General features: G+C 66.4%; 20 protein-coding genes and 1 pseudogene. 10 read left to right on the top strand and 11 right to left on the bottom strand.

The window, feature by feature from the left end; genetic code table 11:
• Positions 1-340: pseudogene (locus AB0H36_RS05325) on the bottom strand (carboxylate--amine ligase); the annotation flags it as partial.
• A 318-nt stretch (positions 341-658) separates the two neighbouring features.
• Here AB0H36_RS05325 and AB0H36_RS05320 point away from each other — a divergent pair.
• Both AB0H36_RS05320 and AB0H36_RS05315 read left to right on the top strand, forming a co-directional pair.
• Entirely contained in the window at positions 659-1018 is a 360-nt protein-coding gene (locus AB0H36_RS05320; RefSeq protein ID WP_360516822.1) for a recombinase family protein, read from the top strand.
• Entirely contained in the window at positions 946-1284 is a 339-nt protein-coding gene (locus tag AB0H36_RS05315; RefSeq protein WP_360516849.1) for a hypothetical protein, read from the top strand. Before AB0H36_RS05320 ends, AB0H36_RS05315 begins: the two co-directional genes overlap by 73 nt.
• Here the strand turns inward: AB0H36_RS05315 and AB0H36_RS05310 are convergent.
• Both AB0H36_RS05310 and AB0H36_RS05305 read right to left on the bottom strand, forming a co-directional pair.
• Complete coding sequence (locus AB0H36_RS05310) at positions 1259-1714, bottom strand: PPC domain-containing DNA-binding protein (RefSeq protein ID WP_360516819.1); 456 nt, start codon at positions 1712-1714, stop codon at positions 1259-1261. The genes AB0H36_RS05315 and AB0H36_RS05310 overlap by 26 nt on opposite strands.
• A complete protein-coding gene (locus AB0H36_RS05305) occupies positions 1701-3143 on the bottom strand; it encodes a helix-turn-helix transcriptional regulator (protein ID WP_360516816.1) in 1443 nt (480 codons plus the stop codon). The genes AB0H36_RS05310 and AB0H36_RS05305 overlap by 14 nt, the downstream gene beginning before the upstream one ends.
• A 490-nt stretch (positions 3144-3633) precedes the next feature.
• Here AB0H36_RS05305 and AB0H36_RS05300 point away from each other — a divergent pair, with 490 nt between their 5' ends.
• Together AB0H36_RS05300 and AB0H36_RS05295 are read left to right on the top strand one after the other, a co-directional pair.
• Positions 3634-4377 (top strand): helix-turn-helix transcriptional regulator, encoded by a 744-nt coding sequence (locus AB0H36_RS05300; RefSeq protein ID WP_360516813.1) that lies wholly within the window; start codon positions 3634-3636, stop codon positions 4375-4377.
• Positions 4377-4853, top strand: coding sequence for an NUDIX domain-containing protein (locus AB0H36_RS05295; RefSeq protein WP_360516810.1), 477 nt, complete (start codon positions 4377-4379; stop codon positions 4851-4853). The genes AB0H36_RS05300 and AB0H36_RS05295 overlap by 1 nt, the downstream gene beginning before the upstream one ends.
• Here AB0H36_RS05295 and AB0H36_RS05290 read toward each other — a convergent pair.
• Positions 4850-5395: an HD domain-containing protein gene (locus AB0H36_RS05290; protein ID WP_360516846.1), complete on the bottom strand. Its 546-nt coding sequence runs from the start codon at positions 5393-5395 to the stop codon at positions 4850-4852. The genes AB0H36_RS05295 and AB0H36_RS05290 overlap by 4 nt on opposite strands.
• 238 nt (positions 5396-5633) lie before the next feature.
• Positions 5634-6173, bottom strand: a complete 540-nt coding sequence (locus AB0H36_RS05285; RefSeq protein WP_360516807.1) for a hypothetical protein — start codon at positions 6171-6173, stop codon at positions 5634-5636.
• A 372-nt stretch (positions 6174-6545) separates the two neighbouring features.
• Between AB0H36_RS05285 and AB0H36_RS05280 the strand changes: the two genes are divergently transcribed.
• Positions 6546-6728, top strand: a complete 183-nt coding sequence (locus tag AB0H36_RS05280) for a hypothetical protein (RefSeq protein ID WP_360516804.1) — start codon at positions 6546-6548, stop codon at positions 6726-6728.
• On the top strand, positions 6725-7051 hold the full coding sequence (locus AB0H36_RS05275) for a hypothetical protein (protein ID WP_360516801.1): 327 nt from the start codon (positions 6725-6727) through the stop codon (positions 7049-7051). The genes AB0H36_RS05280 and AB0H36_RS05275 overlap by 4 nt, the downstream gene beginning before the upstream one ends.
• Positions 7052-7837: 786 nt before the next feature.
• Here the strand turns inward: AB0H36_RS05275 and AB0H36_RS05270 are convergent.
• Genes AB0H36_RS05270 through AB0H36_RS05245 form a run of 6 tightly spaced genes read right to left on the bottom strand, consistent with a single transcriptional unit; the run spans position 7838 to position 12011 of the window.
• On the bottom strand, positions 7838-8794 hold the full coding sequence (locus tag AB0H36_RS05270) for a DUF3560 domain-containing protein (RefSeq protein ID WP_360516798.1): 957 nt from the start codon (positions 8792-8794) through the stop codon (positions 7838-7840).
• Positions 8791-9003, bottom strand: coding sequence for a helix-turn-helix domain-containing protein (locus AB0H36_RS05265; RefSeq protein WP_360516795.1), 213 nt, complete (start codon positions 9001-9003; stop codon positions 8791-8793). The genes AB0H36_RS05270 and AB0H36_RS05265 overlap by 4 nt, the downstream gene beginning before the upstream one ends.
• Entirely contained in the window at positions 8987-9331 is a 345-nt protein-coding gene (locus AB0H36_RS05260) for a hypothetical protein (protein WP_360516792.1), read from the bottom strand. Before AB0H36_RS05260 ends, AB0H36_RS05265 begins: the two co-directional genes overlap by 17 nt.
• Before the next feature lie 22 nt (positions 9332-9353).
• A complete protein-coding gene (locus AB0H36_RS05255; RefSeq protein WP_360516789.1) occupies positions 9354-10292 on the bottom strand; it encodes a hypothetical protein in 939 nt (312 codons plus the stop codon).
• A 32-nt stretch (positions 10293-10324) separates the two neighbouring features.
• Entirely contained in the window at positions 10325-11680 is a 1356-nt protein-coding gene (locus AB0H36_RS05250; RefSeq protein WP_360516786.1) for a hypothetical protein, read from the bottom strand.
• Positions 11664-12011, bottom strand: a complete 348-nt coding sequence (locus tag AB0H36_RS05245) for a hypothetical protein (protein WP_360516783.1) — start codon at positions 12009-12011, stop codon at positions 11664-11666. Before AB0H36_RS05245 ends, AB0H36_RS05250 begins: the two co-directional genes overlap by 17 nt.
• Positions 12012-12382: 371 nt before the next feature.
• Here AB0H36_RS05245 and AB0H36_RS05240 point away from each other — a divergent pair, with 371 nt between their 5' ends.
• The 4 genes from AB0H36_RS05240 to mobF all read left to right on the top strand — a co-directional run bounded on the left by AB0H36_RS05240 (position 12383) and on the right by mobF (position 19104).
• The gene (locus tag AB0H36_RS05240; protein WP_360516780.1) at positions 12383-13534 is read left to right on the top strand and encodes a tyrosine-type recombinase/integrase; all 1152 of its coding nucleotides are present in this window, start codon (positions 12383-12385) and stop codon (positions 13532-13534) included.
• A 2-nt stretch (positions 13535-13536) separates the two neighbouring features.
• On the top strand, positions 13537-13875 hold the full coding sequence (locus AB0H36_RS05235; RefSeq protein WP_360516777.1) for a helix-turn-helix transcriptional regulator: 339 nt from the start codon (positions 13537-13539) through the stop codon (positions 13873-13875).
• Positions 13876-14326: 451 nt separating this feature from the next.
• Entirely contained in the window at positions 14327-15355 is a 1029-nt protein-coding gene (locus AB0H36_RS05230; protein ID WP_360516774.1) for a hypothetical protein, read from the top strand.
• Between the two features lie 143 nt (positions 15356-15498).
• A complete protein-coding gene (gene mobF / locus AB0H36_RS05225; protein ID WP_360516771.1) occupies positions 15499-19104 on the top strand; it encodes a MobF family relaxase in 3606 nt (1201 codons plus the stop codon).
• Positions 19105-19375 lie beyond the last annotated feature (271 nt).

The raw sequence follows: 19375 nt of genomic DNA, 5'->3' as shown, positions 1-19375 counted from the left end.
CGGCAAGCACCTGCCGGGTCCGGTCCTTCCGACAGGCCGCGACCACCGCATCGCGTCCCGGCCCCGGCAGCTCGAACGCCTCGGCCACCGCCGCCACCACGGGCAGGTAGTAGTCACACGACGTCAACACCCCGTCAAACCGCAGCACGTCCCGAAGACCTCGCAGGTACTCCACCAAAGCGTCCGCATCGTTGGTCTCAGCGGTCACGATGTTGTCCGCGCCCAGCAGCGGGTGCGCGTTCGGCGTCGAGACCGACCGCAGATAGTGCTGCAGATCCCTGGTCACGAAGCTGAAGCGATGCCCTCCCTCCCGGATTCCGCGAGGGAGCAACGTGCTCATCGACCCCACCCAGCTCTCAACCATCAACAGGTGCCCCATCAGAACGTCCTCACCCTGCCAATCAACGATAACGATAACGATTATCATTTTAGCTTTTGCAGGTGTGACCCTAGGGCCGGAGATCGACAGCCGTCAAGCGGTCCGAGACAAAGCGCCGCGCCAAGGCAAGGCCCCCGTAGGGGTCGCATCTTCAAGAAACCGTTTACTGAGGATCCCCTCGGCGGATCGGAGGCGGCCCGATTCGCCTTCAAAATCTCGTTCAGAAACCCGCTCGTCCAACAAGCCCTCGAACGCCGTTCCCTAAGAAGATTCGCGGGCATGACCACTGAGCTGAAGCCCTCGGAGCTGCTCACCGCCGAACCGGCCGCAGCCACAGATATCCGGATCGGGTACGCCCGTTCCTCGACCGCTCGGCCGGCGCTGGATTCCCAGCTCGACGCGCTCGCCCAGGTAGGCGTCACCAGAGTGTTCTCCGAGAAGATCTCTACCCGCGCCACCAGACGACCCGAACTGGAAGCGGCGGTCGCGCTCGCCCACGAGATCCGTGGCTCCGGGGTGTCCGGGTCACGCTCGTCGTCCACGAACACAAACGCCTCGGTCGCGGCATCGACCTGGCTACCCTGGCCGAAGGGCTCAAGGCGCACGACGTCGGGCTGGAGTTCCTCACCGGCGAACTGAAAGGCTCCCACGATCCTGCCGGTGTGGCCTTCACCGTGCTCGCTGCCTTGTCCGGGATGGAACGCGTGCGTATGTGGCGCTGGCCCGCCATCAAGGATCTGAGACACTTCACTCACATTTCGCGCGGGTCATGCCGCCTGCGCCACAGTCGACTTCAGATCCATGACGTCGACGATCGCCGTATGAGGCGCGGATCAGAACCCGGCTTCGAGGATCCAGGACTCCGACTACGAGCGGAGCTCAGAACGTCAGCAAGGGCACGTTGAACAGGTCTGGTTGGCGTGGGCGGGAGAATCCCGGTGCGGTCACCTCGACCAGGTACATCTCGGTGAGGAACTGGATCGTGGCGCCGAGGAGATGGCTCGTGTGGGCGGTGGCTGAGTGGGCCTTTAGCCCGACGGATACATGGATGTGAGGCAAGACGGTTCCCGTCTCCTCGTCGTACGCGAGGGTGCCGCCGCCGATGGCCTCGACATTCTCGAGGTGGACAGCACTCCAGACCGGGGCGTCGGGGTTGTCGAGTTTCTCGCAGGTGCCGACGAGTTGGACGTCGCGCATGCCAGCGATGAACATCGGGATGAAGCCCTGCCGTACGTCGTACTCGGTGCAGAACTCGGCGAGCGCGGTGTAGAAGTCGTCGCCGTGGTCGAAGTGGACGGCGAATGTCCGGCCCATGGTCAGTTCAGCGGCGCGCAAGATCAGCTCCTTCGAGGGTGTCGATGTAGGCAACGTAGCGAACAGCGGCGCTCAGACCGCGAGTGGACAGCAGCCGGCTCCGAGGATGGGCGATGTCCTCGACGCCGGCCGCAGCGAGCTCCTCGCATCGCTTGCGGAACCATGGCCAAGGCACGTTCAGGTAGCCGGCGACGGCCTCGAGCCGCCTGGCCGAGGTCGGCTGAGCAATCAGCGAATCCGCCGCCAGATACGCATCGACATCCCGGTACGTGGACCTGCGCGATGGTGGCGCGCCGGCGTGGACATACCACAACCCATTGCCGCCCAACCAGTTGGCGACGAGCGCTTCCTCGCCAAGGACAAATCCCTCGACCGCGCGATGCTCAGGCTCCGGACTCAGTTCGACGGTGATCCCGAACGCTTCCACCAACGCGATCGCAAGCAGAAGCATCACCCGCTCGTACCTCGGCGACGCTGCCACGTCGTCCTCTGGAATGCAGAATCCTCGCCGCATGCCGGTGAACCATCTAGACGTTCGCCGGAGGTACTCGAACTTGTGCGACCACAGCAGCCACGATGCCGCCTCCTCACCACGTCGCTCCCGCGTCCAGAAGAACGGCGCCCCTGACAACCGGCCTAGATGCCGCGTGATGTGCCGCGCGCAAAAGCGCGACCCCAACCACTGACCCGACACCGCGTTCAACATCGGTAGCTCATGCATGGCCGGCTCCGAGGTGGACCTCGCCTCGTAGTGAGCCAACCGAGTCTGACTACCCGCCAGGACTGCATCATCAGCCAGGAGGGCCGTGTCGGCGTTGTTCGTTGCCCACATGATGCCGATCGTCATGTCGTCGATCACCGTCGCCGATGAGATCGGCTGCGGACCGGTACGACGCCCGGAACGGTCAACGAACCGCCGGCCGTCCGAGACGTAGTACCGATGATCGCGGTCAACCGCCAGCACCATCGAACGGCGGTCAGGCCGACGCAACGCAGTCGCCAGATCCTTGCCAGGATCAACCAACATCCAACCGCTACCGGTCTCTGCCACTTCACAGCGATGGGCAGCGAGCTCAACACCCGTGTACGCACGTCCGGTGGGCAGGCTGATGGTAGTGGTCTCGCCGAGCGCAGTGGCGTCACCCAACAGCTCCAGGACCGAGATCGCCGCCTTCTGGACTTGGCCGGATCGGATGATTCGCCGCTTGTAAAAGCCGAGCTGGGCCGACGACGTCGCCCCCAGCACCTGGCACAGGGCGTGGCGCACGTCCGCGGACGGCCAGGTGTACCACCCACGCTCCCAGTCCGAGATCGACTTTGAGGTGACCGCCGACTCGCGTCCGGTAGCTCGGTAGATCGCGAGGTTGACCCTGTCGGCAAGTGTCGCTTGGGACAGCTCTCCACGGGCTCGTTTGAGCAGCTCGTTCGGGCGCCGCTCGTGATCAGCCACGCCCGCCTCCGTCCAACGCCAGCTCCGGAGCCAGATAGTGATCACGAGAAGGTGGTGTGATCGGATCCTGACCTCGATCCAGCCCGATGTACGCCGCCGCCAGCTGGCGACCACCCAATCGATCAAGGACCCGGATCCGGACCGTCGCCTCGAAGGCCCTCGGCGGCCTCTGGCGCCTCCCTATGATGACGAGCCGGCCTCCGCGGAGCTGCCCCGCCTGCTCGAAGATCCAACGCTCAGCGATGCTGCGCGCCGTCGCCTTGGGCGACCTACTGAACGCCCCCGCCCGCGCCGCGACCACAACCCATTGGCCATCGCACCCGCGTGTCGCGATCTCGAATGCATACCCTCGTCTACCCCTCATGCCCCTCCTCGGGTCCTTGGAGGAAGGATGGCGCGGGCGCCCGAGACAGCGTCACGGCATCGAAAGACATCTCCGGGACGTCTCACCTCACCTCAAAATGTCCCGAAATGTCCTAGGTTAGGTCTCGTGCCTAACGAACGACTGCGAGCGGCGATGGTGGAGAACGGCCTCACGCATCATGCCCTCGCGGAGGAGCTCGGAGTCAACGTCAAGACGGTCGAGCGTTGGGTCGTCGGGGAGATCGTCCCGTTCCCGCGCAATCGTCACCAGTTGGCTGTCCGGCTCGGCCGCGACGAATCGTACCTCTGGCCAGACGCCCTACCGCGCGATCGAGCCGCTGCAATCTCAGAGAGCGAGATCGTCAGGGTGTACCCCCATCGCTCGGACGTGCCGCGCGATGAGTGGCGGCAGTTGTTCGAGTCAGGCACCGAGGAGATCGGGGTGCTCGTCTACGCCGGCCTGTTCCTGGCCGAGGATGCGAGCCTGCAACGAATCCTCCGCAGGAAGGCCAAGGCCGGCGCCCGGGTCCGAATCCTGCTCGGCGATCCCGACGACTCACACGTCGCCGAACGCGGAGCGGAGGAAGGCGTCGGCGACGCGGTGGCGGCCAAGATCCGCAACGCCGTCGTCCTTTACCGCGACCTGCCCCAGGTCCCCGGCGTCGAGTTCCGAATGCATCGCACAGTCCTCTACAACTCGATCTACCGAGCCGACGACCGACTCTTCGTGAACACCCACGTGTACGGGGCACCCGCCGCCCAGGCACCGGTGTGGCACCTGCGGAAGATCCCCGGCGGCGAACTCGCCAAGCACTACCTTGACAGCTTCGAGCTGGTCTGGGCCGACGCGATCCCGATGACGGAGGCTTGATGCCTAAGCGAATCGACTACTACGACGACCCGACCGCGCCGGCCGCGAACAGCATGGTTCCTTCCGTCAACGTCGTCATCGAGAACGACGCCGGCGACATCCTCTTGATCGAACGCTCCGACAACGGCAACTGGGCCGTCCCGGGTGGCGCGATCGACCTCGGCGAGTCCATGTCGCAGGCTGCCGTACGCGAAACCAAGGAGGAAACCGGCATCGACTGCGAGATCCTCGATGTCATCGGCATCTACACCGACCCCAAACACATCATCCTCTACACCAGCAACGGCGAAGCCCGCCAGGAGTTCTCCATCCTCCTCCGCGGCCGCGCCACCGGCGGCCACCCCACCACCAGCAGTGAAAGCACCAAAGTCCATTGGGTTCCCCAAGCCGACATCTCCAGGCTCCAGATGGATAGATCGATGCAAAGACGGATCGCTCACTACCTCCAGCGCCGCGGCACTCCGTACTTCGACTAGGCCCCAGCAGCAAGCCGCCGCTGCACATTACGCGCAGCCATCCGAAGCGCCGGCCCCGATCTGAGGATCGACCGGTGGACGACATGATCCCGCGGATACCGAGACAAGATCTCGCTAAGCCGATCCTCGACCCCAACTGTGCAACCGCGTACATCTGCGGTCAGGTCGCAGTACGTCAACGCCTCGAGCAACTGATGATCCGGCAACTCGAACTCGGCCCCCAGTTCAGCTATCCCCCGCTCCTCAGCCTCGATCATCGCTCCCGTGTGATGAGCCACCAGCCGACACACGACCTCATCAACGTCCAGCACGTCACGCAGGTATCGAGCGCCGTCCAGCGGATGAAACCCCGTCGACCGAACCGCCGACGAGTACCCGATGTCATGCAACCAAGCAGCCACTTCGACGCGCCCCGCCTGCTCTCCCAACATCGCCGCCAGCAGCCGAGCCCGGCCAGCCACGCCCCGAGTGTGCGCCCACCGCCGCGGCAACTCATCAGCGAGCACGCCACGTGCTACCGAGGCCGCCTCCTCAACACCCATCACAACCCGACAGTACGACGGACTCCGCCGAACCGCAGCCGCACCTAAGTCCATTTGTCCTGTCGAGTGCCCCGCCGGCGAGAGACGCCGCAGGGGAGATCGCCCCTCCGCCTCCCCCGGAAGGCGGCTTCACCCAGGAGGCCGATCAACGGGCGCCAGCCCGCCAAGGGTGCGGCACCGAGGTCGCTCACCATTCTTGACCAGGACTGGGAGGAGGAGTCTGGTCGACGGTCAGGCTTCAGACGTCGCCCATTCTCGGGTTGCCCTTTGACCAGATGTCTTCGAGGCTCACGAGGTAGGAGTCGAACATCTCACTGGGGTCGGTGCGGCGATAGTGGTAGACCGGGGACTGGGCGGCGGGGATGCCGTAGGCGTGCTGGTTGACCAACAGTTGGTCGTCGGCTCGGTAGATCGAGTTGTAGAGGACTGTGTCGTGCAGTCTCAAGTCGACTCTGGTGCGCCGTACGAGCGGGCGCAGCAGAGTCAGTGCGTTGCGGACCTTTGCTGCCATCGCCTCCCCGATCTCTTCCTCGGCACCCCGCCGCATGACGTTTGATCCGTCAGGTGTTCCGAGGACGATCCTGATCCGGACGCCATCCTCGGTCTTGTCGCTGAGGAGGCGGACTATGCGAGCGTCCTCTGCCAGGAAGAGTGCGCTGTACGCGAGGATGTCGATCTCGTTCTTGGCGGCTTCGAAGAACGAAAGCCAACCCTTCTGGCTGATCGCCGTACGGCGGGGATAGACAGCGGTGATGTCCGCCGGCCTGCTCGCGGACATCGGCTGGAGCTCGGGCCAGAGCATTTCCTCATCGATGCCAAGGAGCCTCGACAGGGCGGCGCGACGCTGCGGATGCGGTACCTGGCCTCGCATCCAGTTCCGCACCGTCTTTGGGTCGACGGACAACTCCACCGACAGGTCCAACTCTGTGAGGTTTGCGCTGTACATGGCCCGCCGAAGGAGCTCGTTCACGCAGAACACCAGCCTTACCCATGGGTAGATGTCTGTAAATGTCTGCTTGGACAGTAGCACGGAAATGTCCGTAAATGTCGGTCGATGGGGTTCTGCTGTCTGCGCGATCGCGACGACGCTTGGGTCATGCTCGACAACCTCGTCGGGCAGCTCGCAGAAGTTGATCAGGGAGTGCGAAGGGTGAGTCGAGTCGACGATCAGTTGGTTCGAGCGCGCGTGTGGTTCGGCCGGTGGCCGTTCATCGACTACACGGGTGGTCTCGAGGCGGGTACGGCGAACGCACGCACGATCAGCCGACGATTCTTCGGACTGCCGGTGGCAATCGATCCTGCTGCCGTGGATCGCGAGGGAGCTGAGCGATGATCGGCCGACGATTCCCGGTCGCGCCCGGCTACGTCCGCAGGTACCCCGGTCTGAGCGCGCGAGAACTCGGCGAGTTGCAGCGACGCCTGGCAGAGGTGGCCAAGCGGCACGGCCGCACATTGGGCACGGTTTACGTCGAGGAGCTCCCGTCCGACCCCAAGGCCTTCGAGGAGCTGCTGGTGTCGTTGAAGAGACTCGACGCGCCGGCCGTCGTCATCCCTTCGAAGGCACACCTCGGCCGGTGGGATCTCCCGGGATCGAAGTACGAGCAACTCCAGCAATCAACAGAGACCAAAGTCATCGTCGCTGACCAGTCTCCCTGATCGGGCGTGCCCGGCTCCCTGCTCGCAGGTCCTGACGCCTGCGTCAGCCGGGTCGCTCCATGGAGGCCTCGTCCGCGTGCCCCGAACTCCCCTGCGCGTCGCGCAACGGGGCCTCCCCCACTGCCGGCCGGCGAGCGTGCCGCACCATGTGCCGCGCTCGCCAGCCGTTCCACCTTCCCCAGTCCAGCGTGGCCAGCCATCTGGCATCGAAGGACCCGACATGGTTGCGGAGCGCCGTACCGACTGGCCGCAGCGGCAAGCAAGCGAGTACGTCGACCATGGCTGGCCGATAGCCCGTCTTGCCCTCCAGCACGACGGCACTGCGCGTGCGGACTCCTCGACTGCATCGAGCTGCACCTGCCGATAGCGCATCCACCGGTCCTCACGACTGCTGACTCCACCGCTGCCGCCCTTCGCCAGCACCAGATGGGCGATCGCTCTCCTCACCTGGCCCTTCGACTTGGGCTCCCCGCACATCTCGGCGCCCCGTTGCATCACCAACTCAAGTCCCAGTGTCCAACCGCCCTCGCACCAGTGACTCGACGGTGGCAACTCGTCGTAGCGCCGGGATCGGTGCCGCACGGCTCGATCGAAGCTGCCGCTGGTCGGGTGTTCGCCGGCTCATCCGGCTGGGTGATTGCCCTCGGCACCTACACCGAGGCGACGGGCCCTACCCTCTGGCAGCCCTACCGACCGCACAGCCCAATCGACACCGTGCTCAACACCACCAATTGGGCCGGAGCCGAGGCATCCATCCCGCGCTTGGTCGACGAGGCAGCGTGGTGATCACAGCTGTGGTCCATCTACGTCTTCGGCTGATCGGTGTCCGGTGATGCCGTGGTACGGCGCTCTGCCTGTCCAGGAGTACCCGGTCTCGACGCTGACGGTCTTCTGGTTGACTCGGGCAACCCTTCGCGATACGCCGCTGACCCTGACGTAGTCGCCCTTCCGAATCGTCTCTTTCGAGTAGGTTGGTCCGGCTGCATCGAGTTCGTCGCGGATGCCGTGCCAGTAGTCGAGCTGCGATGTGAGATCTGCGCGAGCAAGGCGTAGCGTCTCGGCAAACCTGCCCTCGGCCGGCGGGTGCACCTGTTCGTAGCCGCCGATGACTCGGGTATACCCGTCAAGCTGACGCTGGACCTTCCGGAGTTGTGTCTCGAGCCGGTCGATGCGCCGGCCCACGGAGATCGCCGAGTAGCGGCGGTCGGTCGCATCAGCCAAGGCTTCGGCTCGCCGCTGCGCATCGTCGGCTGCACGCGATTCCTCGACGGACTTGCGCGTCAGATCCTGGATACGTTGCAGATCGCGGCGATGGCGTCGCTCGGAATGGTGGCCGATGAGAATCGGCTGTCCGAGTGGGATGCCGTCGGCGATCCGCCGGGACGCGTTCGACGCAGCCTCGGCCGCGGCTCTGCGACGCTCGGCTGGTGTCTGAAGTAGCTCGGCCCGCCTCCGTGCCCGCGCGTCGCGTTCTGCCTCGCGGTCCTGAACGGGCCGCGAGACGGTGTTGTCGATGGTCACCGCGACGTCGAACCCCGCGTCTCGCAGCGCTTCCTCGGTTGCGTTGATGACCGCGGACTTGGCCGGTTGGTCGCGTGAGCGCGGGAGGTACCACGCCTCTAGGTGCGGCGACCATCGCCAGTTGTTGGCCTTGAAGATGTCGCGTGATCCGTCGCCTTTGCGGGTGCCGTGGGCGAGTGTGCCGTCGGCCTGGGTGTGGGCGATCTCGATGCGCTTGGTCATGAGTCGCACCTGTCGTCGAGATGGTCGTCAAGGGTTGCGAACCAGCTGATGACTTCGCTGGCGCGATAGCGGAGGTGCCGACCGACGCGTTTGCCGGGTGGGCCGTAGCCGAGGGTTCGCCACCGGTACAGGGTCCGCTTGGGGATGTTGAGGTACGCCGCGACCTGGTCGACGTCCCAGAGCGGATCTGAGTCAAGCGCGGCTGACATCGGCACCCCCGCCGCCTGTGTGCGGAGTTGCTGCGCTCTGTTCCTTGGCGGCCTTGATCACGCGCCGAACGTCGCGCACCGTCCAGCCGAGGATCTCGGCCGCCGCCTCGGCAGATCCGCAGACCCGGGCGAGCTGCGCGATCTCACCGGCCGACGCTGCCTCGGCGTCCGCCAGGCGCTCGTCGTGCCGCTCGATGGCGCGCGCCTTGGCTTCGACCGCGCGGTTGAGGGATGCTTGTGCTCTGATCGTGCGTGCCGTTGCGGCTTCGACCCGTGCCTGGCGTTCGCGTGCTCGCCGCAGTGCGGCGATCCTCTCGCTGGCTCCCATCGCTTCGTCATCTCCTCGCGACTCACAGCGCCGGGCCTGGGGCGTCCGGTGGGAGGAACAGCGAGTCGAGCGGCCGTGCCGCGACTGGTGGCAGCGGCGTGCGGTTGGTCTTCAGGTGCTTGTTCGTGGACTCGATCAAATCCCTCGCGGCGTTGACGACCCGGGCGCCGGTTGCCTTGATCACGCTGCCCGGATCGTCGGGGTCGACCAGGGCCGCCCAGCCCGCGACGTAGTCGAACGATGAGGCCTCGGTGCCGACTCCGTGGTGGGCCAGCACGATGTAGGCGACCGACTCGGCCTCGACCTCGCGAACACCGCGGCGCGTCTCGTCTGGCGTTGCGCCGGTGCCGGTCGCGGAGTGCAGGCGCATGTGCCCGACCTCGTGCGCCAGCCTCGCGACGGCGGTGTAGTCGTCGAGGTGATCGCCGAGCACGATCTGCTTGGCTTTGTAGTCGGTGTAGCCGTCGGATCCGTTGCCGGACGGACGCACCTCGAGCGCGAAGCCATCTGCGTAGACCTCCCGCGTCAACGCGTCCCACAGACCAACCGGAACCCTGCGGCTGTGGGGTGCCGGCGTGCTCGGAAGTTCGAGAGGGCGGCCGACGGTGTCCGTGACGTCGTACACGGTCGCGACTCTGAACCCGATCACCTGCTGATGGACCTGCCCGTCCACGGTGGGACCGTTGTCAGCTGGCGAGGTGCGCGAGTGCACCGGCTTCAGGATCCTGATCGCATTACGCCCCACGACCTGGCGACCTAACTTCTCCCACATCCCTGCGTTGGCCACCCAATTGGCGTGCGGCATCTGCAGGTTGATGAGAACGACGTTCCCGAAGCCGAAGCTGGGAAACAGCGCCGCGGCGTCCAGCCACTTGGCCCAGTCCGCGCCGGTTCTCATCTTGCGTATCTCTGTCTCGAGCGCCTGGTGCAGGTCCTCCGCGCTCACCACTTCTTTGCCCACCGCAACCTCCCAAGGATCGGTTCGACGTGGGCTCAACGGTCCAGCCCCGCCGGCTCCTGTCCTGGATCCGCAATCGGGGTGCTGCTGGGAGTAGTACGACGCAGCACGTTCGGCACATCGAGGTACGGCGGAGGCACCCGCAGGTGCTCCTCACCCGCCGGCCGGGCCAGACGCGACGTGCCCGCCAATCGACTCGCAACCGACGACGCGACCGCCAGGTGATCGACGCTCCACGCCAATGCCTCGGTCAACTCGTCGAAGTGGATCGGGAGCCCCGTCGAGACCCAGTGCGTCTGCAGCAGCCTCGCCCCACCACCCGGCCGGCGCAGGTACCGGAGATCGCGCCTGGCGACCTCGTGCCGCGGCACGAACAATCGCGCCTCCACAATCAAGCCTGCGACCGCGACCTGCTGTTGCCGGGCCACCTGGTCCGCCGACCACACGAGCTCATCGATCGCGTCCAGAAGCCCCATCGCGGCCCGCTGATTCGGTACCAGCTCAGCCGGCTGCAGCAGGCCTCCCTGCGGCCGGACGACGCGGTCGAGCGCGGCTCGCAGGTCAAGGAACGCGGCTTCCCCGGGCGTCCTGCTCTGCCCGCTCAAGTCGGACATCCGGCGCTGCCAGGACTTCGCGACACGGATCGCGCCCTCCTCGACCGCGCCCAGGCCGGCCCTCAACGTCTTGAGCTCAAGCTGCTGCCCCGCATCCAGACCGGCGGCCGGGGCCCCCAGGAGCTGCTGGACGAGGTACGACGAATACCCGCACACAGTTCGAAGCTGTGACGTCATCGAACGCAGATCCCGCGTCAACAAGGTCAACGGCGCGACGCAGGCGTGAGCCCGCTCCCACCGCGCCGCGCACCGAGCGACCAGCGACGAGTCATCGAACGGCACCGCCGGCGCGCCCGCCGTGAGACCACCAAGCGGCCCCAGCCGCGCACCCCGCACCCCGTCGGGCTGCACCAGCACCTCGAGCTCTGCCATCACCCGGGCGACATTCCGCTGGACTGGTGACCAGGAGGGCAGATCACGCGCGACCACCTTGGCGGCGATCAATGCGATCGCCGCGACCTCCGACCGCGCCACCGCCAGGTCGTCGGCTTCATCCAGCATTCCTGCGGTGTTGGAAGCCTGTGTCGCCAGCAGATCAGCACCCGCACCGATCGCCCGCGCCAGCCGACCGAGCGAGTTGTCCGGCACACTGGCCGGCCGGCCAACTCGTTCCGCGCTCCGCAGGCGAACACGCAGCCAGCGCAGGTGCCGCGACGTCGCCGCAAGCACCGCCCGCCACCCAGCCACCACCTCGGCACGATCCACGTACCTCCCGCGCTGCGCGTTCACCGCCATCCGCCGCGCCGTCCGCAGCAGGTCCTCATATGTCGCGCGCATCCCGAACCATCCCAATGTCCGCCGCGGCCGTCCGCAACGCATCGCCGAGCGCAAGCCGCCAACTGAGCTCCTCGACCGGAACGTCGATCTCGTGCACCAGCGCTCCTGCCTCGTCGAGCAACGCCGCCGGCTCAGCGTCGAGATCACCCTCGTACGGACCGTACGGCGCGATGTCGAGCAACTCGCACATCCGATACCGACTGAACGCCGTCATCGCCCACCGCCCATCAACCGCGGTAGCCTCCATCGCCTCCACAATCGCCTCCGCCCTGGTCACCAGTTCGACCACTCGACGACGCAGCTCGTCGTTGCTGGACAGGTTGCTGTTCATGCGGGTCCCTTTCCGTTGTAGTCCTGGAATGTGTGATCCAGGACCACCGGACGACACCGGCCGGCGTCACACGAAGTCGGCCGCACTTGCCGAAAGAACTTGAGTCCGTCTGGATCACGCCCACTCAACGGATGCCGCCGACAACTTTCCGGCCGAACGGCCAGACCGACCGCTGGCACACATCTGGCACCCGAGGAACGAAGGCCGTGAATCAACTCAGAATTGACCAGTTCCGGTGGTGCGCGGGGCGAGTTCTTTTGCCATGTTTCGCGGCGCGCCACAGGGCTGCTGGTCATGGGGACGCGAGCCGACGGCTGGTAACTTCCGGTTGTCATCGTCGCATCTAAGTTGACGGCTTTGGGGTGTCTTGTGTGAGTGTTCCGGGCTCTGCCCATCTGGTCCTGGCGCCTGGTGTGGTGCATCTGGACGAGCCGTCGGCGGTGTTCGAGGCGATGTTGTCCGGGTGGGCCAGGCAGCAGATGTCGCGGCTGCTGGCCGATGCCACGATCGAGCCGAGACTGTCGCTGGTACGACGGTTCTGCGAATTCGCCGGGGCGCATCCGTGGGAATGGACGGCCGGTGACGTGGAGGATTTCACGGCCAGTTTGATGTCGGGTGATGACCGGTTGGCGCCGTCGACGATCCGGGGGTATCACCTGACGTTGCGGCTGTTTTGCGACTATCTGCTGGATGGCCGTTACGGCTGGGTCGGGCAGTGCGAGGAGCGGTTCGGGGCGGTTCCGTCGCAGGTTTGCCACGACTACAACACCGCCGTGCACCTGGTCGACTACGAGGGTAAACCCGGGCGCCGGCCGTTCACCTACGACGAATTGCAGACACTGTTCGACTTCCTGGATTCCCGGGTCGAGGTGATCGCCCGATCGGGCCGCAAGGGCGCGTTGGCGGCATTGCGGGACGCGCAGATGGTCAAGACGGCCTACGCGTTCGGGCTGCGGCGGCGCGAGTTGTGCTTCCTCGATGTCGCCGACTTGCGCCCGAACCCGCGGATGCCGCAATGGGGAACCTTCGGCGCGGTGCATGTCCGCTATGCCAAGTCCAGCCGCGGCAGCGCACCCCGACGGCGCACAGTGCTGGCCGTCCCGGAGGTCGACTGGGCCATCGACGGGCTGCGGCAATGGGTCGACCAGGCGCGTCCGCTGCTACGGCCAGGGACCCGGCAGGAGTTGTGGCTGACCGAACGCAACCAGCGCGTTTCGGTCAAGACGATCGACAAACGGTTCGCGTCCCTGCGCGCCCAAGCCGGGCTGCCGAGCGATCTGACGTTGCACTGCCTGCGGCACTCCTACGTGACCCACCTGATCGAGTTCGGCTACCCCGAGCGGTTCGTCACCGAACAGGTCGGCCACTCCTACGCCTCGACCACCGCGATCTACACCTCGGTATCCAACGACTTCAAAACCAACACCCTGCAGGCCGCACTCCAGCGGGTCTACGGCACACACACGACCAACACGCACGACAACGAGAACGACGCCCAGGGCAACGGCCGGGAGGACGACTGACCATGGACACCAAGACGGTGATCCGGTGGAACCTGCGCCAGGTGATGGCCGAGAACGGCATCTTCCAGACCAGCGACCTGGTGGAGCCGCTGCGTCAACGGGGCGTCGAGATCTCCCGGCAGATGGTGCACCGGGTCGTCACCAAGACCCCGCAACGGATCAACGTCGACCTACTCGCGGCGCTGTGTGACATCTTGGACTGCACCCCCAACGACCTACTCGAACTGCGCCACGAACAGGCCCGTTCCGCACCCGCGGCCGGCGAGACCGGTCCCGGCACAGGGCCTGGAATCGGTGACCTGCGCCCGGTCCGCGCACGCGTTCGCCGTCCCGATGAGTGAGCCTTCCTGCTTCGACTGCGGCCGCCCCAGCACCCACACCCGGCTACCGCACGCCTGGATGTGCAAGACCTGCCGCCGGCGGCGCCACTACCATCCCCAACCCTGCCCGGGCTGCGGGACGACCCGCCCGCTGGCCTACCGATTCACCGACCCCACTGCCCGCGCCGACGACAGCGAAGACACCTCAATCGTCTGCGCGTCCTGCGCCAGCGCCGAGTCGGTCTTCGCCTGCCACGAGTGCGGCCGAGAAGACCACCCCTACGGCGCCAACCGCTGCGCCCGCTGCATCCTGCGCGAACGGCTCACCACGCTCCTGACCGACCCCGGCACCGGCCAGATCCATCCCCGGCTAAGGCCGGTATTCGACGAACTGGTCAACTCCGAACGCCCCCAGACCGGGATCTGGTGGCTGCGCAGGCAACCCGCAACCGGCCCACGGCTGCTCGGCCAAATGGCCCGCCGCGAACTCGACATCAGCCACGACACCTTCCGCGCCCTGCCCTGCGACCGCACCCACAACTACCTGCGTGAACTCCTCGCGTCGCTCGGCGTGCTGCCCGCCTACGAGCCCCGGATCGAACGGATCCCGCCCTGGCTCGACCACAAACTCGCACCGCTGCCCGCCGACCACGCCGACCTGGTCCGCCGCTTCGCCCACCGGCACGTGCTGCGCCGACTACGCACCATGGCCCGCCAAGGACAGCTCACCAAGACGGCCACCGACAGCGCCCGCGACCGCATCTCCGCAGCAATCCGCTTCCTCACCTACCTCCACGCACACGACACCACCGCAGCCACCGCCACCCAAGAACAACTCGAGCGCTACCAAACCAGCCACGCCATCAGCCTGGCCTCGGAATACACCTTCATCACCTGGCTGCGGCGCAGCCGGACCAACACCCGGCTGCGCATCCCCTACCTCCCCGCCGCCGCACCGACAGTCAGCATCTCCGACGAGCAGCGCTGGCAGCACGTCGAACGCCTGCTGCACGACCACACCCTGCGCAGCTACACCCGCCTCGGCGGCCTGTTCACCCTGCTGTTCGCCCAACCCCTCTCACGCATCGTCGCCATGCGCACCAGCCAGATCACCACCGCCACCGACAACCACGCCGACAGCCGCGTCGACGTCACCTTCAACACCCTCCCGATCCAGATGCCCACCCCAGTCGACCAGATCATCGAGACCACCTACAGCAGCGAGGCCAAAGCCTCTACGCCTCCCGCGGCAGCCAATGGCTCTTCCCCGGCGGCAAACCAGGACAACACCTCCAGACCGAGAACATCCGCGCCCAACTCGTTGCCATCGGCATCAAGCCCTACGAGTCACGCAAAGCCGCACTTTTCCAGCTCGCCGGCCAGATGCCCGCCCCAGTCCTGGCCGAACTCCTCGGCATCGCCGACACCACCGCCGCCGACTGGGCCAAACTCGCCGCCCGCGACTGGACCGGCTACATCGCCGACCGCGGGCCGGCCCTGAACTCGCCCCAGCCCGAATACGACCCCTCCGCCGACACCGCCCTGCCGACACGGCAGGAATCCGGCTCGGTACACGTCGCCCGTTGACCCGGTTATGGAGCACCCGACGCATCGACTTCTCGACAGATCCGGAGGCCCGCGACAATGCTGAGCATCCATCGGCTGACCGCCGGAGACGGCTACAAATACCTGCTTCGGCACATCGCCTCCGGCGACATCGACGTCCGCATGGCCACCCCGCTGACCGCCTACTACACGGCGTCGGGATACCCACCCGGGCGATGGATCGGCGCCGGCCTCAGCGGCCTCGGCGACAGCCGACTCCGGCCCGGTGACGAGGTGACCGAGGCCCAGATGGCGGCCCTTTTCGGGCGCGCCGAGGACCCGCTCAACGGCCGCCCACTCGGCCGGCCACATCAGCCATCCAAGGGCCCCTCAGGGCGGATAGCAGGCCAGATCCGGGCGCTCGATCCCGCACTCGACGCGGCCGCCAGAGACACCGCGATCAAGCAAATTCGCAGGCTTGAGATGCGCCAGAAGACCAAGCAACCGGTCGCAGGCTTCGACCTCACCTTCTCCCCCGCCAAATCAGTTTCGGCCCTCTGGGCGACCACCGACGTCGGCGTTCAGGAGCAGATTGTCGTCGCCCACCACGAGGCCGTGCACGACGTCCTCTCCCTGATCGAACAGCACGCCGCCTTCACGAGAACCGGCCACGGCGGTGTCGCTCAACTCGACACGCGTGGCCTGATCGCCACTGCCTTCGACCACTGGGACACCCGCAGCGGCGATCCCCAGCTCCATACTCACGTCGTCGTCGCCAACCGCGTCCAGGGCCCCGACGGCTCCTGGCGAACTCTCGATAGTCGCGTTCTCCACCGTTGCATCGTCGCGATGTCGGAGATTTACAACGTCTTCGTCGCCGACAAGCTGACGCAGCGACTCGGCGTGACCTGGGAGCTGCGCGAACGCGGCGCGCAGCGCAATCCGGCGTTCGAGATCGACGCCGTACCCGACTACCTGATCCGCGAGTTCTCCGCCCGAACCGAACAGATCGAGGCCAACCTCGCGGCCCTTCTCGACGAACGCGACGACCAGATTCCCCCACCGACCTGCCGCGAGATGTACGTATTGCGCCAGCAGGCGACCCTGATGAACCGCCCACCCAAACACCTCGCCCGACCGCTCGCCGCGATGATGACCGACTGGCGAACACGCGCCGACCAGGCCATCGGCCGCGACGCCATCGCCGCGATCCAGCACGCCCTCGACCAGGCCGCCCAGCGGCCCCTGACCGCAGCCGACCTCAGCCCGGACACGATCGAGGCCTACGGCGCAGCGACCGTCCTCACCCTGCAGACCAAGCGCGCGACCTGGAACCGCTGGAACCTCCTGGCCGAAGCCGCCCGCCAGACCCGGCTCCTCCGCCTCACCCACGCCGCTGACCGGTTCGCCGTACTCCAAGCCATCGTCGAACGCGCCGAACACCACTCGATCAGCCTCACCACCCCCGACCTCGTCACAGTCCCGGTCACCAGAGCCAGCGGCGAGAGCGTCTTCACGATCCACAACGGCGAGATCTTCACCTCACCCGTCATCCTCGGCGCCGAAGCTATCCTGCTCGACCTGTCCCGAGACTGCGCCGGCCCAACGATCGCCGCGACCGCAATGAGCACAGCAGGCCTGAGCGCAGACAAGGTCCGGGCACTGCACCGCATCGGCACCAGCGGACAGAGAATCGAGGCCCTGATCGGCCCTGCCGGCACCGGCAAGACCAGTCTCCTGTCCGCCCTCACCACCAGCTGGCAAGCCGTCCACGGCGAAGGATCGATCATCGCCCTCGCCCCCTCCTCCGCCGCATCGACCATCCTGTCCGACGCCATCGGCACACCCACCGAGAACATCGCCAAATGGATCTACGAATCCGCCGGCCTCGGCGCCGAACAACGCCGCGACCAGATCCACCACACCGAACACGCCGCCCAACTCGCCCACCGAGCACGCCGCAAACGCCGCCACCAGCGCCTCACCATCCAACTCGCCGCGCTACGCGCCGACCAGGACCGCTGGAGCTTCCGCAAGGACCAACTCGTCATCGTCGACGAAGCTTCCATGGCCAGCACCATGGAGCTCGCCACCCTCGCCCGTGCCGCCAACGCCGCGGGCGCCAAACTCCTCCTAGTCGGCGACGACCACCAACTCTCCGCCGCCGATACCGGCGGTGCCTTCCGCCTCATCGCCCGCGACACCGACGCCGCCGAACTCAGCGACGTCTGGCGCTTTGCCAACCCCTGGGAACGCGATGCCAGTCTCGCGCTGCGTCGCGGCGACCTCGGCGCCATCGACGCGTACGACGACCACCACCGCCTCTCCGCCGGCCCGAGCGATGCCATGGAAGACGCCGCCTACAAGGCCTGGAGTATCGACACCGCCAGTGGCAAGACCAGCCTTCTCATCGCCGCTGACAACGCCACCGTCGCCCGCCTCAACGCCCGCGCCCGCCTCGACCGCATCACCACCGGGCAAGTCGAACCCGACGGCATCGAACTCCACAACGGTAACCACGTCGGCCTCGGCGACCACATCGTCACCCGCGTCAACAACCGCCGCCTCCGCCACAACACCGGCTTCGTCAAGAACGGCGACCACTGGACCGTCATCCACCGCTGGCCCGACGGCTCCCTCACCGTCCAGAACCACTCCGGCGAGACTGTCACCCTTCCCAGCACCTACGTCCAGCAATCCGTCGAACTCGCCTACGCCACCACAGCCCACCGAGCCCAAGGCGCAACTGTCGACACCACCCACCTGATCGTCACGGCCAATCTCACCCGAGCTCTCCTTTATGTCGGCATGACACGCGGCCGCGACGCCAATCACGCCTACGTAGCCACCCGCCAAGCCACCACCGACCTCCACGAACCCCACGTGGAACAGAGCATGCAAGACATCCTCGAGGCTGTTCTCAACGACCCCGGCACCGAGCAATCCGCCCACGAGGTCATGCGCCAAGAGCTAGACAACGCCACGCGCCTCGACCGCCTAATCCCGATCCACGAGCACCTCTGCCAACTCGACGCCCGCACCCGCTACCACCACGCCATCACCACCAGCGGACTCGACCCCACAGACCAAGCCGCCGTGCAAGCCTCTCCGGCGTACGGCGCGCTGCTCGCCGAACTCCGCCGCGCCGAACACCTCCAACTCGACATCCTCCAACTCGTTCGCCGAGCCGTACAGCAATCCCCTCTGCACAACGCGCACGACATCGCCGCAGTCCTCCACAACAGAATCGACCACCTGGTGACCCGTCGAGAACGCCAGCGCCAGCAAGCTCCCTGCCTGATCGCCGGCCTCGTGGCACCCGCGCACCACGTCAGCGATCCGACACTGACCCCACCGCTGCGCGAGCTCGAGTCGCAAATCGCACAGCGCGCCAACTGGCTCGCGGAGCGCGCAATCACAGACTGCCCGCCATGGGCAGAGGCCCTGCTGCAAAGTCTCTCTGGCGCGTCGCAGCCCGTACAACTCGACTACCTACGCGCTATCGCGGCCTATCGCGAGCGCTACCAGATCCGCGAGACCGGCAGCTACGGACTGGGGCCCGCCACAAACAGCGCCGCACAGCATCGCCACCGTTCCCGCCTCCTGCACCACCTACGTGACCGACAGCCGTCGTCCACGCGACCGCCATCGAAAAGTCAGAGCGAGCCGCCTCGTCCTCCCACTCCTGCGGTCCCGGACAGCTAACCCATCCAACGCGGAGATGGTCTGCCCTGTGGCCCAGCTCGCTCGGTAAGGGCTACTCATCTACCTGCTGCACTAGCAGTTCTCGGTCTCACTGGTCGCATAAATGAGGGAGATACTCACAGTAAGATCGCGGTGACAGCTCGCCGTGCACAATGGGTCCAGTCATCACCGGGAGGACGTCAGCAGATTGCGACCAGCAGCGAGCTCACATCGACGAACTCTTGGATGAGAGTCCCCCGAGCCCACAGCCGATCGCAAGCCAGCAGTGCAC

This window comes from Kribbella sp. NPDC050820 (genome assembly GCF_040653975.1).
In the GTDB taxonomy this organism is placed as follows: Bacteria; Actinomycetota; Actinomycetes; order Propionibacteriales; family Kribbellaceae; genus Kribbella.
The sequence above is the reverse complement of the archived record's forward strand: the minus strand, read 5'-3'. Positions and strand labels throughout refer to the sequence as shown.